The organism is Rubinisphaera italica, from assembly GCF_007859715.1.
GTDB classification, from domain to species: domain Bacteria; phylum Planctomycetota; class Planctomycetia; order Planctomycetales; family Planctomycetaceae; genus Rubinisphaera; species Rubinisphaera italica.
On sequence record NZ_SJPG01000001.1, the window covers coordinates 243,723 to 260,584 of the forward strand.

Annotated in this window: 13 protein-coding genes; 9 read left to right on the plus strand and 4 right to left on the minus strand. The window is 48.6% G+C overall.

Going from position 1 to position 16,862, the window contains the following annotated elements; all coding sequences use genetic code 11:
• The first annotated feature begins 111 nt into the window (after window positions 1-111).
• The gene (locus tag Pan54_RS00975) at window positions 112-1,305 is read left to right on the plus strand and encodes a glycosyltransferase family 4 protein (protein ID WP_207310011.1); all 1,194 of its coding nucleotides are present in this window, start codon (window positions 112-114) and stop codon (window positions 1,303-1,305) included.
• Complete coding sequence (locus Pan54_RS00980) at window positions 1,302-2,420, plus strand: glycosyltransferase family 4 protein (protein ID WP_165441508.1); 1,119 nt, start codon at window positions 1,302-1,304, stop codon at window positions 2,418-2,420. The genes Pan54_RS00975 and Pan54_RS00980 overlap by 4 nt, the downstream gene beginning before the upstream one ends.
• Before the next feature lie 271 nt (window positions 2,421-2,691).
• Here Pan54_RS00980 and Pan54_RS00985 read toward each other — a convergent pair whose 3' ends face one another.
• Window positions 2,692-5,196, minus strand: a complete 2,505-nt coding sequence (locus tag Pan54_RS00985; protein ID WP_207310012.1) for a multiheme c-type cytochrome — start codon at window positions 5,194-5,196, stop codon at window positions 2,692-2,694.
• 154 nt (window positions 5,197-5,350) lie between these two features.
• Between Pan54_RS00985 and Pan54_RS00990 the strand changes: the two genes are divergently transcribed.
• Together Pan54_RS00990 and Pan54_RS00995 are read left to right on the plus strand one after the other, a co-directional pair.
• Window positions 5,351-5,632, plus strand: a complete 282-nt coding sequence (locus Pan54_RS00990) for a hypothetical protein (protein WP_146501633.1) — start codon at window positions 5,351-5,353, stop codon at window positions 5,630-5,632.
• Window positions 5,633-5,703: 71 nt separating this feature from the next.
• Window positions 5,704-7,998 carry a vWA domain-containing protein gene (locus Pan54_RS00995; protein WP_146501634.1) on the plus strand — a complete coding sequence of 765 codons (2,295 nt, stop codon included), beginning with the start codon at window positions 5,704-5,706 and terminating at the stop codon, window positions 7,996-7,998.
• Window positions 7,999-8,047: 49 nt separating this feature from the next.
• Here Pan54_RS00995 and Pan54_RS01000 read toward each other — a convergent pair whose 3' ends face one another.
• From Pan54_RS01000 to xylB, 3 genes are all read right to left on the minus strand, one after another.
• Window positions 8,048-8,854: a biotin--[acetyl-CoA-carboxylase] ligase gene (locus Pan54_RS01000; protein WP_146501635.1), complete on the minus strand. Its 807-nt coding sequence runs from the start codon at window positions 8,852-8,854 to the stop codon at window positions 8,048-8,050.
• Window positions 8,855-9,077: 223 nt separating this feature from the next.
• Window positions 9,078-9,620, minus strand: a complete 543-nt coding sequence (locus tag Pan54_RS01005; RefSeq protein WP_146501636.1) for a hypothetical protein — start codon at window positions 9,618-9,620, stop codon at window positions 9,078-9,080.
• A gap of 314 nt (window positions 9,621-9,934) precedes the next feature.
• Complete coding sequence (gene xylB / locus Pan54_RS01010) at window positions 9,935-11,476, minus strand: xylulokinase (protein ID WP_146501637.1); 1,542 nt, start codon at window positions 11,474-11,476, stop codon at window positions 9,935-9,937.
• Window positions 11,477-12,046: 570 nt separating this feature from the next.
• Here xylB and Pan54_RS01015 point away from each other — a divergent pair.
• The 5 genes from Pan54_RS01015 (at window position 12,047) to Pan54_RS01035 (ending at window position 16,822) form a co-directional block, all read left to right on the plus strand.
• Window positions 12,047-12,691, plus strand: a complete 645-nt coding sequence (locus Pan54_RS01015) for a ClpP family protease (RefSeq protein WP_146501638.1) — start codon at window positions 12,047-12,049, stop codon at window positions 12,689-12,691.
• A 63-nt stretch (window positions 12,692-12,754) separates the two neighbouring features.
• Entirely contained in the window at window positions 12,755-13,351 is a 597-nt protein-coding gene (clpP, locus tag Pan54_RS01020) for an ATP-dependent Clp endopeptidase proteolytic subunit ClpP (protein WP_146501639.1), read from the plus strand.
• A gap of 70 nt (window positions 13,352-13,421) precedes the next feature.
• A complete protein-coding gene (locus Pan54_RS01025) occupies window positions 13,422-14,180 on the plus strand; it encodes a hypothetical protein (protein ID WP_146501640.1) in 759 nt (252 codons plus the stop codon).
• 227 nt (window positions 14,181-14,407) lie between these two features.
• A complete protein-coding gene (locus tag Pan54_RS01030; protein ID WP_146501641.1) occupies window positions 14,408-15,328 on the plus strand; it encodes an alpha/beta hydrolase in 921 nt (306 codons plus the stop codon).
• 60 nt (window positions 15,329-15,388) lie between these two features.
• Complete coding sequence (locus Pan54_RS01035; protein ID WP_146501642.1) at window positions 15,389-16,822, plus strand: sulfatase; 1,434 nt, start codon at window positions 15,389-15,391, stop codon at window positions 16,820-16,822.
• Window positions 16,823-16,862 lie beyond the last annotated feature (40 nt).

A 16,862-nucleotide genomic window follows, 5' to 3' on the forward strand; every position in this document is an offset into this window, starting at 1 on the left:
TTCCAGTAATTCACGCACTAGGATCGTGAGAATTCCCGAGTCATGACTGACTCGGCTCGCCTGAAATGCACATTTTCTGCTCATCTATCCGCGTTGAGGAGACACTGCTCAATGTCGACTTCGACAAAAAATATAAATCCTGCCACAAAAACGAAAACGAACGCTTCTTCCAATCACCCGCTGCGCATTGCTCTGATCCGCCAGAAATTTCGATTTGATGGTGGCGGTGAGCGCATTGTTTCCCACATCTCCGATATTCTCTCCAGCCATGGTCACGATGTTTCCTTGATTGCCCGTCAGTGGGAAGGAACAAGTTCTTCTGTCCTGAAATGTAATCCCCCCAAGTGGACACGAGTGCAAAGGGAAGCCCTGTTTGCAAAACAGGCGATCTCAATTTCTGAGCAGGAAAATTTCGATCTGGTTCAAAGTCATGAACGGATTCCGGGATGTCAGGTTTATCGAGCTGGTGATGGCGTCCATCGCAGCTGGCTGGAAGAACGATCCCGCACGATGCCTGGCTGGCGTCGCTGGTTGTTGTTTCGAAATCGTTATCATCGGTACATGCTGGCGGCCGAGAAGTCGATGTATGAAGACAGCCGACTGAAGTGTGTTATCTGCAATGCCCAAATGGTGGCCGATGAAATTGAAAATCGTTTTGCGATTGATCCAACAAAGCTACATGTCATCTACAATGGTGTCGACACGGATTGTTTTCATCCGAGCCTGAAGAAATATCGACCTCGGGTTTGTAATGAATTGCAGATTTCCCCCGATCAATCGATTGGTTTATTCGTCGGTTCGGGTTGGGAACGAAAAGGGCTGGCACAAGCGATCCGTGGACTGCAGGCTTCTCCTGCACTTTCACTCATTATTCTGGGGAGAGATAAGGCTCAATACGCATTTGAAAATCTGGCTTCTAAACTGGGCGTCCAAAAACAGGTCCACTTTGCGGGCGTTCAAAGTGAAGTCGCCTCCTATTACGGCGCGGCCGATTTCTTCATCCTTCCGACTTTATACGATCCCTTTCCGAACTCGATTCTCGAAGCAATGGCCAGTGGTTTGCCGGTTTTGACAACAATGAAGTGTGGAGCAGCGGAAATAATTACTGATGGCGAAAGCGGCTACCTGCTTGATTCCCAGGATGAGTCTAGTTTGGGAACGGCTCTGAAAAAATGTTCAACTCGCGAGCATTGTCTAACAATGGGAAAGCAGGCTCGAAAGACAGTTGAGCCATTTACTATTGATGCCATGCAGCAGAATTTGACAACTCTCTATGACCAACTTTTGAATGGATGCAATGGATGAATAACACGTCCTTACGAATTCTCCAGACAGAAAGTTCCTGTGGTTGGGGAAATCAGGAAGCTCGCATTCTCATCGAGTCACTGGGCATGCAATCCCGTGGGTATTCTGTTGAGCTGGTTTGCTGTGCGGAATCTGTCATTGCTTCCAGAGCGAAAGATTGTGGGATCCCAGTGACGACCCTGCCTATTCGCAAACGAAACTTTCAGGGTCTGATTTCAGCTCGTTTGTTGTTGTCGAAACGTAATGTCGACATCGTGCATACACACAGTTCGACAGATAGCTGGCTCATGACTCTGGCGTGCAGGGCGTCGATCAAACGTCCGAAAATTGTGCGGACTCGACATGTCGGCGCTCCTGCGAAATGCAAGTCGGCATCGAAATGGATCTATTCCAAGGGGGCAGATTATGTGATAACGACCAGCCTCACAATTCGCAATTCTTTGATCATCAATTATGGTCTGAGTGAAACCTGTTCTTCGGCGATCCCAACCGGCGTTGATTTGTCTCACTTTCAACCTATGAATCAATCGACTGCGCGAGAGGTCGTGGGTTTTCCTGCACAGCGAAAACTGATTGGATTCGTTTCCGGCTCTCAGGGACAGACAGAGCCTGAATTTCTTTGCGAAGCGATTGCCCGTCTCGATCGCGATGATTTTGATCTGTTGATTTTGGGAACAGGCCTGGATCAGACGCAAATTGAAAAATGTGTGTCCAATTACGAACTTAAGAATCGAACCTACGTGATGGAATCTCCCGAGGATCTTGTCCCGTGCTTGAATTCTGTGAACTTTGCAGTCCTGCCGGCCTGCAGAAAAGAGGCTGAGCAACAGTTGCTACGACAGACAATGAGTTGCGGGATTCCCGTCTTCACGACACTCGATGATCATAGCGAACCGATTACGATCGATGGGAAAACAAGTCGGCTGGTATTTCGTGAAGATACGGAAAGTGTGGCAAATATTATAAATGAACTCCTCGACGATGATCGACAGTGTAAAAGCCTCGGTAGAAATGCTCGTGAGACCGCTTGTGAACAATTCAGCCTGAAATCGATGCTCAATCAAATTGAAGAGGTTTATCAGCAATTGGCTGTAACAAGACGAGCGGCTGCTTAATCTTAAGTACACCTAATCACTGAAGTATTGCAAATTCCGGTGATTGTATCGCGCGTGCGTGACCTACACCTTATTGAGCAAGCGTTTTCACCTGTCTAATATTCGCATACGGTCATTTAGCTTCCAGAAAGTCATCATAATAAGGGTGGCGGGGACGCTCTCGTAGATAAGCCGCCGAATCGTTGAACCTTCGGGGCTTGCGTAAAAGCGGAGCACCCTCGCCACTCCCAATTGATGTTATCTGTATCAGGTATATTTAGTCGTTCTTATATTATTCGACCTCACCTTTGTCATTTTTTTTGCGTCTTCGCCACCAGGTGAAGCCAATAATTCCAACGATGGGTGTGCAGAACGCGATGGCCAGTTGTCCCCAGGCTGAGAACAGAACGATTTTATGCACCAGTCCCGCATGCTGATCGGCAGTCACGGGAATCTGGCCCGTATATTTGGCGACATGATGAAGCAGGCTGGTGGCTAAACTTTCTGTTGGGATTTCCTTGTGACAAGCTGTGCAGGTTCCCGCACGATTCATTTTCGCTCGTTCTTCGTTATTCAATGCCCTTGATAACTTGAAGTGATGACCGACCGTCATCAACGGTTGGCCATCTTCGGTCACGATACGTGACCAGTCGGTATCCATATTCGGAATCGCATTCAGTTGGGGCCAAGTACGGTTCGGAATAATTTCCTTATCAATGGTTTCCAGGTCGACATAAATATCTTTATCCAATGGCCGCGTGCCTCCGATTCCATAGCCGAGGGCTTTGTCAGAGGCATGACAAGATTCACAACTCCGGGCATTTTTTGTCATTGTATGAGGCTGCGTTGGGGACATATCCAGAGCGAGTGTGCCATCTTCACCACTCCCTTCGGCTCCTCCTTTTGTTTTAAAGATATGATTCACAAGAATTGGTTCGCCATCAGCTCCAATGATTGTGACGGAAGGCTGACAGCCGGGAGCTAGTGGCGTGATGCGTCCTTCTCCATTGACGCCGAGCATCGGGTTTTCCCAGCGGAGATAAGATCGTTGTTCGGAAATTTTTCCAGGAATCATCAGGTCGTAAGTCGATTCTCCCCGGTCAGCTGCGTGTTCGGGTTCCTGATGTTTCCGTCCTGCTGCCACCCAATCAAAATTCTGTTTCTTCTCAACGGCTTCATTCAATACGAGTTTGATCGCCTGCAGTTCAGGATCGTTTCCGACTTCCGGGTTTGGTTCTGGGCATTCTTTGTTACCCGTGTAATCGATCTTCACGTGGCATCCATAACATTGTGGTGCCCATGAAGCATGACAGGTGTAGCATTCCATCCGATTCATATGGCTCTTAACTGTCGACATTGAAACCAGACCACGTTCGCTGATCAGATTTTCCTTTTTCAACTGCTTAAGCGACTTCGTCCGCAGGTCTTTTCCGTTGGCGGTATGTACGATAATTTCATTGCCATCTTTCACGACGTTTCCGTAAGGATTTCCGCGAGCGGTCAGCAGATAGCCATCTTTCGGCTCGTAGACAGTGCCTTGCAAGGTGTGTTCGTTCAACTTCGTTGTTAGTCCACGAGCGGGACCTTCTGCTGGTTTTTCTTCGTATTCATCCATGAACCCGAGAGGTAAGTCCCAGGGAAATTGGTCGGGCGTGCCGTGGCAGTCGGCACATTCAATCTGCACAGCTGCCAGATTCGCGGCGGCCAGAAATCCATCACTGTGGACATCAGTGGAAGTGTGGCAATCCTGACAGGTCATTCCCTTCAAATAGTGAATATCCTGCTCCATCGCGATGTAGTGCTTGGTATGCAACTTCGGCTGTGGTCCGCCGTCGGCTGCGAAGGGAGCCTCGTAAGGGGTTTCCATCAAACCCTGAAAGGAAACGCCGATTCGTTTGCCACGATCGTGGCAAGTGGTACAGGTTTCGACGGGGATTCCGGAATACGTTTTTTCATGAACTGTTACCTTGGCTTCCCGCGTTCCCTGAATCGAATGCACGAGGCAGTGTCCGGCATCGATATGAGAAACTGAAGCATCGGCTCCTTCGTAGAAACCTTCGTTGCCGTAAGGGACGTGGCACGACGAGCAGCCCATCCCCCGAAAATCTCCTCGTTCCTGACGACCTTTCACGGCATGATGACAACGCTGGCATTCCGTACGAATATACGTGAAAGCGGCCAGGGTCGGATCTTCTTTGACTTTGGAAATATCAGTCGGGGCATCGGGCAGAGGCAGGTGACGGTCGACCCAGACGTTTGGCTCCATTTTTTTGAGTCGTTCCATATACTTACGATAGACATCGGTTCCCAGTCGATCGAGTGGATTCTCGGGATTCTCGACCGCGTAATTGGCCCACAGATGTTCGTAACCGGTTAAACCTCCGAATGCCCAGCACACGCCCTGGATCTTTCCGGCTTCGGTCATCATGAGACTCCGCCACTGCACATCGACATGCTTCGGATGACATTTCCCACAGGTGTTTTGATTCACCCACGGGCTGCCGGGATCGGGATAGAACTTTTCGAACGTATGGGCGGCTTCCTTTTCGGTGGCCTTCGGGTCTCCGCCATGGCAAACGATACACCCAGCCGGGTCGCCCATTGCTTCCCCTTCGGTCATAATGCGTTCGAGCATTTCCGATCCCGGTTCGCGAATCAATTCAATATCGGCATGACATTTCATGCAGCCGGAATTCATGGCTTGCGGATAATGGTTGGCTAGTTTGTCTGCAGCATGTGCAGAGAGGCAGAAATTGAGAATTGTGGCGATCGTCAGAGGGATCTGTGCGAATCGCATAGCGATTTTCCGTTTCACGAGAGAGAGTTTTCCGAGCGGCATCCTTGATTGGATAGGAATTATTCCTGTATCGTGTCGTATATTGACCGAGAGCACAACAGCTGAGCCGTTTAACTACTGTTCAAAATGCTACATCCTCAGAGAAACATACGTCATGGCAGAAGCGGATAAAGATCTCCTGCTCAACTATATGCAGAAGGATATCATTCTCGATTTGCAGAGTATGTATGTCTGCGTGGGAACACTGATCGACCAGGATCATCGCTATCTGGTGCTCGAGAATGCGGATCTTCACGATTTGAGAGATACATCGACGACTCGCGAACGGTATATTATTGATTCTAAAGTGCACGGCATCCGAGCGAACCGCGAACAGGTGCTGATCAATCGACACGAAGTGGTCGGGTTATCTTTATTAGATGACGTGATTTCGTGAGTGGAATTCCTATTACAAAATAAAACTGTCGTTGAGGCTGATCTCTTCGTCCTTGCGTTATTTGGAAATTAATGTCATTTTCGCTGCTGAATTTTGGAATGCTGGCTGGATTGCTGGCGGTTGCTGTGCCCGTGCTGGTGCATTTGCTCAATCGACGTCGTTTCGATGTGGTTGAGTGGGGGGCGATGCAGTTTCTGCAGTTGGGTGAACGGACTCGACAGAAAATCAAACTGAGCGATCTGCTGCTCCTGCTGATGCGAATGCTGATGGTCGCAATATTAGTGCTCGTTTTCACTCGACCATTTCTGCAGGGAAATCTCTACATTCGCAATCTGTATCCCGAGCCAATCGATCTCGTGATAGTGATTGACAGTTCTTACAGCATGGGCTGGACGGGTGAAGAAATTACGCCGCATGCACGGGCCATTCAATCGTGTCACAACATTTTGGACAATCTCTCGTCGGTCGATCGAGTGGCCATTATCGATGCTCGAAATCGGTCGGAACTCCTCACACCTGCTCCTTTGACGGATGCCTCCACAGCCCGATTGGAACTCGAAAAGCTAAAAGGCCCGGATGGAATCACCGACATGGCTGCTGCCATTACGCAGGCCTGTCAATTACTGACACAATCGTATTCGACAAGGCGGGATATTGTAGTCCTGACCGATCAGCAGGCGCTTTCCTGGGCTCCGCCGGAAACCGCGAGCTGGTCTGAGTTTTTGAAATTGCGACAGTCAGCTGCTGTTCCAATTCAACTTTCCGCAATCGATGTTGGCTCCGGAAATATGGATTCGATAGAAAATTATCGAGTCGACCGCTTGAAGGCTTCGCGTGATATTACGGTCGTAAACTCGCCGATCACCATCTCGACACGTGTTGGATACAAGGGGGCATTTGCTGAAACAGAGTGTGAACTGCATTGGTCGGTGGATGGTCAGCAATTGAGTCGAGAGTCGGACGCATTGAGATTACAGAATGGCGAAGAAGCGGTTGCAGAAATAACGACCCGTTTCGCTGATCCTGGCAATCACATCATCACGGCATCGCTGGATGGCGACGCCCTTCCTGGAGATAATGTCGCTGAAATTGTACTGGATGTTGTCGATGAAGTGCCCGTTGTGATTGCAACCAATGCCGACTCACTCACCGATCCCGTCAATCAGGACGAGCCGGAAACAGAATTTTATCTTTCACGCGTGTTCGGGAATCCCGATATCGAGAAGGTTTGGGTTTCGGCTAAAACCGTGAAACAGGATCAAATCGATGCGGCTCTGCTGGATAAGACTCGCGTCCTGTTTCTGTTGGGACCGGGGCCAGAAACGATGGATTGGGAACTGCTGACGAATTATCTGGTCAAAGGTGGAGGACTTGTGCTGTTGCCAGATCGAAATTCGACGCCGGAGGATTATCAGAAGTCTCTCGAACAATGGATGATCGAAGGTCGTTCGGTCCTGCCGGTTCAATTTCATCAACGTAAAGATGTCGTCAATGAGCCTGTAAAGCTCGACTTGAAATCATTCTCCGCGGCCTGGCTGGCACCATTCAGCGATCCCACAAAATCTGAACTGGCCGATGTGCTCGTTAATCGTTATTGGGATTTGTCTCTTAAGGAGCAGGATCTCACCAAACCGACAGGTAAGAATGCTCTAAAACTAACTATCGAAATGGGTCCGCCTGCAGTCACCGCAAACTTGCAAAACGGTTCGCCTGTTTTTGTTCAGCGGAAAATTGGCCGCGGACAAATTTTGGTCAGCTCAATTGCCTTTGATGGAGCCGGTTCCGATTTGATCCGTCAGCGAACGTTCGTTCCTTTGATGCACGAACTTGTTTTTGGAATGACCCGCACGACTTCCGAAAGAAACCTGGATTTGACACAGGCGATTATCGTTCAGCAACTCCCCTGTCAGCCCTTGAAACTGAATGTCACTGCTCCCGATCAAAGCCAGCTGACGGCTCAACGGACCGGCAGCGGAGATCAATTGACCTGGCGACTTTCCAACCTGAAGCTTTCGGGGATTTATGAGGTTGAAATCGATTGTGAAAAACCAGCCGGTGAACTGCAGTCAAATAATGAAATGCCATTTTATGCGTTTGCTTCCCGCGAAGAATCGGACATCACACGGCTGAGCGCCGAACAGAAACAAGACTTCAACGGAGCCTTCAATCTGAACTGGCGGACCAATTCCAAAGAAGTGCTCGATGATCTGGCGACTGCATCGGGAGGCATTGAAATCTGGCCGATCCTGCTGTTTATTGTGACGGCTCTATTAGTTGTTGAACTGCTGATGACCCGCCGTCTCGTTCAGGGGGGACATCGGCAAATTGAGCTCAATGAAGCCTCGCTTGCTGCTCAACAAACGTGAGTCTTATCTGTTGGGTTACGCTGCGCTCACCCAAGCTGCGAATTGGAAATCATGACCACTCTCGAATGACACCGGAATAGATTCGATGAGTGGTATATTGATCGCGAAGTAATAAGGCTCCGTCTTCATCAATTCCTTCACAACGACCGATGACGAGATCTTCTGCTTTTCCCGATTCCCCACGATCCAGAGTGACGAGAGCGTGATCGAGCAAATGACAACTCTGCCACATTTTTGGAAAAAGTTGGGATCGACTCTCGGCTGACTGTAATGCCGCCTCGAAACTTCGCATGATTTCTATCAGGAGTTGGATGGAGTCCAGTTGTGCGCCGAGAGAATCGCTCAAAGAAATCGCGGAGTGTTGTAAATCGGCGATCATGTCAGCCTTCGAATTATTGACATTTAAGCCGATGCCGACCACGAGCAGAGTTCTTTTATGAGCGGGTTGCTCGAGCAGGATGCCGCAGACTTTGCGCCCTTGCAGGTACAAATCATTCGGCCACTTGAGTTGCATGTCCGATGCTCGTATTTCTGTGACGTTTAAAATTGCCTGCCTGACGGCAGCAGCTGCAATCAGTGAGAGCAACTGAATTTCATGTGCGGGAATCTCGTAGTTAGCCGGTTCGATCAATAAGGAAAATGTCAAAGCACCTTGGCCCGAGATCCAGGAATTCTTGCCTCGCCCGCGACCAGCGGTTTGCTTTTCGGTGATGATGAGCGTCGGTGTTCGATATTGACCGGCACGCTCGGCAGCATGTCGGTTCGTCGAATTCAACTGCTCATGAGGATCGATCTGCCACTCAGGAAACTCCCGTTGAACATCGTTGAGATCGAGAGACTGAGAATAAGTGGTCATCAGGGATTATTATTTTTGAGAGAAATTCAATTACCAAGTACGAAACGCAAGCAAACCGGGTGCCATGCTCAAACTCGTTTGACATGCAATGCGTGAGTGATTGCGCAAAAATGAAAGCGTCAGATTCATGTGTCATTCGTTGCTGAATTGGGGCATCAATGTCTAAACCAGCATGTCCACGGCAAGCGTGAACTTGGCACCTGGCTCATGTATTTCAAGCTATCTAAGTATCCAATAGATATTCATTATTACGCGTTTGTACGCGACCATGCATGTTGGAATATTTGTTAATAAGCATGAAAACTGGGTACAATGATATAACTATTGATTCTTCATCGTATTTGGACGATCCTTTCACGCCTCTGTCTACTCCGAAATTTCTTGCAATGATAATATTACAATTGAAAAACAACTTAGGGAATAATAAATAATTAAGGAGTAAAATACGGTTGTATTTATTTGGAATGAATCGTGCAATAACTAGTGTCTCTTTCGCATGAAATATTCTATAGGCAATGCCAGTGTATTGCTTTTTGCTGATGCGGATTTTCCCTGCAATGGGCAGTATCACAGACATTTCTACACATCGCTTGGAGATAAGATACTCTTTGTCAACTGTTCTTAATGCCAGCTGAGTTGCCACATTGATCATTAGAATTGCATACGAAAATGTCACGATGAGCGAAATTCCAAAATATATATAACTAGCCTTGAGTGCCTGGTCTATGAGTTCAACCAATACTGTGGAGCAAGCAAATGTGCTCACAAACACAATAATCCAGCTGAGTAAAGAAAATATAAGAAAGTCCTTGAATTCACGAATTATCAGATAATTGTTTGAAATTGAATATTTAACATTAACTGTTACCATGATATCTAAATCTATACGATTTGTTTATTAGCCGAGTGCCATGCTTAGTCTATTTTTTTGAGCACGCAATGCCTAAGTGAATTCAACCAGCGTGTTGGACCTGTCAAAGTAAGTGAATGTGCAGAATGAAATCGTAAGATTCATGTTTTGTTCATTGCTGGATAGAGGCATAAATGCCTAAAACACCATGCGGAAATGTAAATGATGGTTTAACCCACCTCTTCAACTGTCTTGGCAATTGCGGCGAAGTCTCCCTTGAGAGATTGGTAGAGGTGTCCGTAGTGCGGGTAGTATTTGTTGTAGACTTTCTTCGTCGCATTATCCGGCTTGGTTTCCGTCACCACCGAAATCGTTTTCGCACAGGCTTCAACGACATTCTTGTAAGCACCCGTTCCGGCTGCCGCGAGTAATGCGACGCCGTAAGCCGGGCCTTCTTCGGCGTTGATGGTCACGACTTTTTTGCCGTAAATGTCAGCCTGCATTTGTCGCCAGAATTCGCTGCGGGCTCCGCCGCCTGAGAGGCGGACCTGCTTGACCGGGATGTTCATCTCCTGAATGATTTCGAGTGTATCCCGCATTGCATAAGTGGCGCCCTCCATCACGGAACGGACCAGATGTTTGCGTCCATGTCGGAGACTTAAACCGATCCAGCAGCCACGAGCATGAGGATCGGCATGGGGGGTTCGTTCGCCTGTCAAATAGGGCAGGAAGAATAGCCCCTCACAGCCAGCTGTGGCTTCACTCGCCTGAGCAGTGATGAGCTGATAAGGATCGACCTTGTCTTTCTTCGCCTGACGGACTTCGGCATCACCGAGATGATTGCGATACCATTGCAGCGAACCACCAGCTGAGAGCACGCAGCCCATCACATGCCATTGATTCCGCACGGCATGACAGAACGTATGCACGCGACCTTCGGGATCGACCTGCATCGCATCGCTGTGAGCAAAGACGACTCCAGATGTTCCCATCGTGGCCGAAACGACGCCCGATTTCACAATCCCGTTTCCAATCGCCCCCGCTGCCTGATCGCCTCCTCCGCCAACGATAGGAGTTCCTTCGAGCAATCCCAACTTCTGGGCGGCTGCATTGGTCAATGTACCAGTCACATCTTCCGATTCGTAAACTTTCGGCAGAATGGCGTTATCAAGATCGAGCTTAGTCAACAGTTTTCGAGACCACTGTCGTTTGGAAACATCGAGCAGTAGCGTTCCTGAGGCATCGCTCACTTCGGTCGCGAAATCTCCGGTCAATTGATAACGCACGTAATCTTTGGGCAGCAGAACCTGAACGACTTTGTCGTAATTTTTGGGCTCGTTATTTCGCAGCCAGAGGATTTTCGGAGCGGTGAACCCTGTCAGTGCTGGGTTAGCGACCATGCCGATTAGCTTTTTGCGTCCCCCGGCTCGCTTTTCAATCTCCGCACACTCGGCCACTGTCCGTTGATCGTTCCAGAGGAGAGCCGGGCGGATGACTTCGTGATTTTTATCCAGAAAAACCGAGCCGTGCATCTGACCACTCAGGCCAATTCCCTTCACATCGGCCGGTTTGATTTTTCCAGCTTTGAGGACCGCTTTGACTCCTTTGATCGAAGCGTCCCACCAGTCAGCCGGGTTTTGCTCTGACCAGCCGGGGCGTGGGCTGTCGAGAGGATATTCAAATGTGGAAGTGGCCAGGATCTCGCCATCCTCACGCATCGCCAGAGTCTTTGTGCCACTCGTTCCAATGTCGATGCCCAGATATACGCTCACGGTTGCTCCAGAGATTTTTTATTAAAGGTAGACAAAATATCCGATGCGGTAGCCCCCGGCTGCTAGATGAAAAATTCGGGAGCTTCTCTTCGAGAGCGCCCCCGCCACCCGGGAGGTTTCAAATGAAACAGTTTTGATGTCTTAATGTAATCATCAGCCAATTTGAGTGCTACTGAGTCGGGAGAGGTTAGAGATGAGAGGGGAGTGGTTAGAGTTTTGGACAATCCTCGATGGCTAAAAATCTCAGGTTTCTTTCAGGAGTTCTTCTCTGTCCCCTCAACAGGCTTGACCGGGATGCCTATAATCTATTATTCCCATGAAGTGGATGCAGGAGGCGATCGGATAATCAGTTGTCAGTTGTATGAGGCATTTAGAACTCGGGCTGACTCGTTAAGCTGATTTTGATAAAGTTCCCCGAACGAAATTGACCGACTGAGTCATTCCGACAAGTAAATCGGGTTGTTTAAATTGTAAAGCACGACAACGGAGTGCTTGGAAGTTATTTGAGGCTCAATTCAAAGCCCTGACGGGGCACTCGGAATTGAGTTATGCTGCGAAGGAGCAGATTGCATGTCGAAGTTGTCTTATTCCCCTGATTACAGGGATTATCAATCAGAAACCATTCAAAATTCGGGTGGCGGATACCAGCGTCAGCGAAATATGACGATTGGGGATTTGCTGCTGGAAAACCGCATCATCTTTCTGGATGGCCCGATTCACGATGCATCAGCGAATCTGATTGTCATGAAGCTGTTGTACCTACAGTCGGAAAATCGCCACCAGGATGTCCACTTGTATATTAATTCGCCGGGTGGATCGGTGACTGCGACTCTCGCAATTTACGATACAATGCAATTCCTCGACTGTGATGTCGCCACTTATTGTGTGGGACTGGCAGCCAGTGGGGGAGCCGTTTTGATGGCTGGGGGTGCCAAAGGGAAACGATATTGCCTGCCTCACTCGAAAATGATGATTCACCAGCCGTTCGGTCAGGTCGGCGGACAGGTTTCTGATATTGAAATTCAGGCTAAGGAAATCATAAATACACGTCAATTGCTGAACGAGATTCTGGCGACACATACAGGTCAGGATATCGATCGAATTGCAGTTGATACGGAGCGCGACCGTTATTTGACCGCAAAAGAAGCCAAGGAATACGGGTTGGTCGACGAAGTCGTCGAGAAAATCAAGAAAACCGACGCCGGCAAAGAGTAATCCGGCTCCCTCTCGAATTCATAATTGCGAATCGATCAGCTTTTATCAGGATATTAAAATAAGATGACAACTCTCGTCCCCTATGTTGTAGAAAAAAATGGCCGTGATGAACGGGCCATGGATATTTACAGTCGCCTTTTGAAAGACCGCATTGTTTTTCTGGGCACTCAAGTGAACGATACTCTCGCTAACAGCATTGTCGCTCAGTTGCTGTTTTTGCAGTTTGATGACCCTAAAGCTGATGTGCATCTTTATATTAATTCGCCTGGTGGTTCAATCACCGCAGGGATGGCGATTTACGACACAATGCAATTCATCAGCTGCGATGTTGCGACTTACTGTCTCGGACAAGCTGCGAGTATGGGAGCGGTTCTGTTAACTGCTGGTACTCCTGGAAAACGAGCCGCTTTGCCGAACAGTCGGATCATGATCCATCAGCCACTGGCTGGCATGGAAGGAACCGCTACCGAATTGGATATTCATGCTCGGGAAGTGATCAAAGTCAAAAGACGCATGAATGAAATTATGCAGAAACACACTGGTAAAACGATCGATGAGATCGAAAAAGATACCGATCGCGATAATTTCATGACGGCAGAAGAAGCCAGAGATTATGGCCTGGTCGATAAAGTTCTCGAGCAGATCCCTCAAATGGGCTAAGGAATTGAACAGGAGACATCAGGTCAAACCCTGATTGTGAGCCTGATCATATTTCATCATGGATGATGTCATGAAAGCGTTCTGTATAATCTTGATTTTCGGTCTGCTTAGTGGGTGTTCGACCCGCAAGCAGACCGAATTGCTGGAAGCACGACTGCGCGATCAGCAGGAGATGATGACACGACTTTCCGAACAACTCGAACGCTCGAAAAACGAGCTGAGTATCGTCCTTCAGGAATCGCAGGACCTTCGCTCACAACTGATCGCATCTGGAAAACCGGTTCTGCAACCCGAACAGTCCGCTGTGCTCTATCGACTGGCTGGCGTCCAGGTCGATGAGCTTCAATCCGCAATTTTACCGGCCAGCAGCAGCGATCAGAAAATTCTGAATCTGGTCCTCACGCCACTCGACCAGTACAGGCAACCACTGAAAATTCCGGTCGATGTCACTCTGGAGATTTCTACCAGCGAAAAAATCGTAGAGACAATGAACATCACGTCAAAAGACCTGGCAGATAACTGGTCGTCGGGTTGGATTACCTCGGGTTACGTTCTGCAGCTACCGATTGAAACCAGCAAATTGCTGTCACCACAGATTAGTATTTCTGTGACCTGCAACACACTGGATGGACGGCAATTTGAAGACACCGTCAAACTCGAAGGCCTTTCGCTCCACTTGCGAAACGTTCCGGATCCGATTGAACCCGTTTCATTTGAAGAGCAGTCTTCAGATATCTCTGAGGAAGCCCAGAAATCTGCGATTTTGCCCAACCTTCGCATCGACACTTCTGATCGACGAACGATCGATGAGTTCCCGGTTTATCGGTGAATAGCTGGGCAATTTCTCACGGTCAGTGAATACAGGGAGATAGTACCAATCACTCTGGTCGTCAAATACGAATTTACGTCTGGTGAGCAGATCAGCCTATCTCTATTTGACCTGACTTGTTCCGACACGTAGACTGGAATACAGGCTTTCAGGGGCTTTCCTCTGATCCTCCGCTCGCTAACACAATTCTCCATCCCGATCGAGGGTATTTTGTAATGAGGTCTGCCATGAATCTGCGCCCTGCTCAATTAATTTCCCGACTTGGCCTCGTATTGATGCTTCTGCTTGTTTCGTCTGCAGCACTCCAGGCTCAGGATGAACATATCGAAACGCATACGTTAGCGACCAAGGATCGCTGGCCGATCCACATCACTTATTACAAACATGCGGGAAACCGGGACACTCCCGTTGTCGTGCTGCTCCATGACCAGCGAGGAGATCGTCGCGTCTGGACGGCTGGATTCGCCAACCAGTTGTGGACCAAAGGTTATGCAGTCATCGCCGTCGACCTACGCAAACATGGAGAAAGTAAGCTCGAAGACGAGACTGGAAACCCGTCGGATGTCGGCGATGTCAAGCCGGACGATTATAAAAAAATGGTCGCCTACGATATGGATGCGGTTAAGGATTTCATATTCACCGAGCATCAGGAGCAGAATCTCAATATGCGGAAGATGGGTATTATTGCTCCAGAATTTTCAGCAATTATTGCGATGAATTTTGCAATGATCGACTGGCAGCAAAAACCGTACGACGATGCTCCGACACCTCAAATGCGTACCCCACGGGGCCAGGATGTGAGGGCGTTGGTTTTAATTTCTCCAATGAATTCGGTACGAGGCTTGACGACCGTTGCTCCCATTCGCTTGATGCGAAACAGCGCGCTTCCCATTTCATTCCTGTTTTGTGTCGGTTCCGAGGATACCCTCGACAAAAAAGTTACCGAGCAGTTGTATAAACAAATCGCTGGTCGCAACCCAAAAGATAATGAACACGTTTTTTTAGAAACGTATCCCTACAACCTCAGAGGTATGGCGTTGTTTGGGAAGGGACTCAAAATCGAACCTCATATCGAAATCTTTCTCGAAAAGAATCTCCTCGAGCTGGATGACGAATGGGTCGACCGCCGCAGCCGACTGCAACGTTAAGCCAGATCAATGCATCGTCGATTAGTGCGGATTATGAACTGATGTCCGTAGGAGAAATTCATGCAGAGCAGGACCTTTTTTGTAGTGATGATTGCTGGTCTGGTCTGGCTGACGAATGTCACGATACTGTCTGCAACAGAGCGGATGAATTTTGTATTCCTGCTTGTCGATGATCTCGGCTGGGCAGATCTGGGATGTTTCGGCAGCGAATATTACGAAACGCCTCACATTGATCAATTGTGCGAATCGGGAATGAAATTCACTCAGGCCTATGCTGCCTGTCCGGTTTGTTCTCCAACACGTGCCAGCATTATGACGGGGCGTCATCCAGTTCGCGTCGATATCACCGACTGGATTCCCGGGATGGACGCCAGTCGTAATCCGCATCAAAAGTTTCAGCAGGTGGAAGATCGGGAGAATCTGGCACTCGAAGAAACAACGATTGCGGAAGCGTTAAAAGAAGCCAATTACCAGACGTTCTTTGCTGGCAAATGGCATCTTGGAGAGCAGGGGCATTGGCCGAACGATCAGGGCTTTGATTTTAATCTCGGCGGACATCATCGCGGGTCTCCACCAGGAGGGTATTATGCTCCATGGAATAATCCCGTTCTGAAGTCGAAAAAGCCTGGAGAATATCTGACGGAGCGATTGACCGAAGAGTCCATCAGTTTTCTGAAAAAACGGAAGACCGACCAGCCGTTCCTTTTGTATCTCTCGTATTATAATGTGCATACTCCAATTCAACCTTACAAGAAAAAGATTGAGCATTTCCAGCAAAAGGCCAACCAGCAGTTTGAAGAAGACTCTCCACCCATTACAGAACGGGACGCTAAGTCGCGAGCCAGACAGGATAATCCCGAGTATGCCTCAATGATTGCTGCGGTTGATCTGAGTGTGGGCAGCCTGATGAAGACACTGGCGGAACTCCAACTTGAAGAAAACACAACGGTCATTTTCTTTTCTGATAATGGCGGGCTTTGTACGAAACCAACTCCCGGCCCTACATCGAATTTGCCATTACGATCAGGTAAGGGCTGGCTGTATGAGGGTGGAGTTCGAGAACCGATGATTATTCGCTCTCCTGGAATCACAAAGGCGGGTAGCGTTTGTGTGACTCCCATTGTCAGCATGGATTTCTTTCCGACGATACTGGAACTGGCTGGACTCCCTTCGCAACCTCATTTGCATGCCGATGGACAATCTCTTGTTCCATTATTGAATGGGCAAGGACAGTCAGAGGAGCGAACATTTTACTGGCATTATCCACACTATCACGGCTCCACCTGGTGTCCGGGAGCATCGATTCGGGAGGGTGACTGGAAGCTGATCGAGTTCTATCAAGAAGGGACACGGGAACTGTACAATCTTAAAGAGGATCCGGGTGAACAGGAGAATCTAGTGAGTGAAAATCCTGTCAAAACCTTGGAATTGCAGCAAAAACTGGCCCAATGGCAAAAGACGATGAAAGCGAAAATGCCTCAGCCACTTGAATAAGTCCGAACCTGTCGAATGATCACCTGTCGTAACCAGGAAA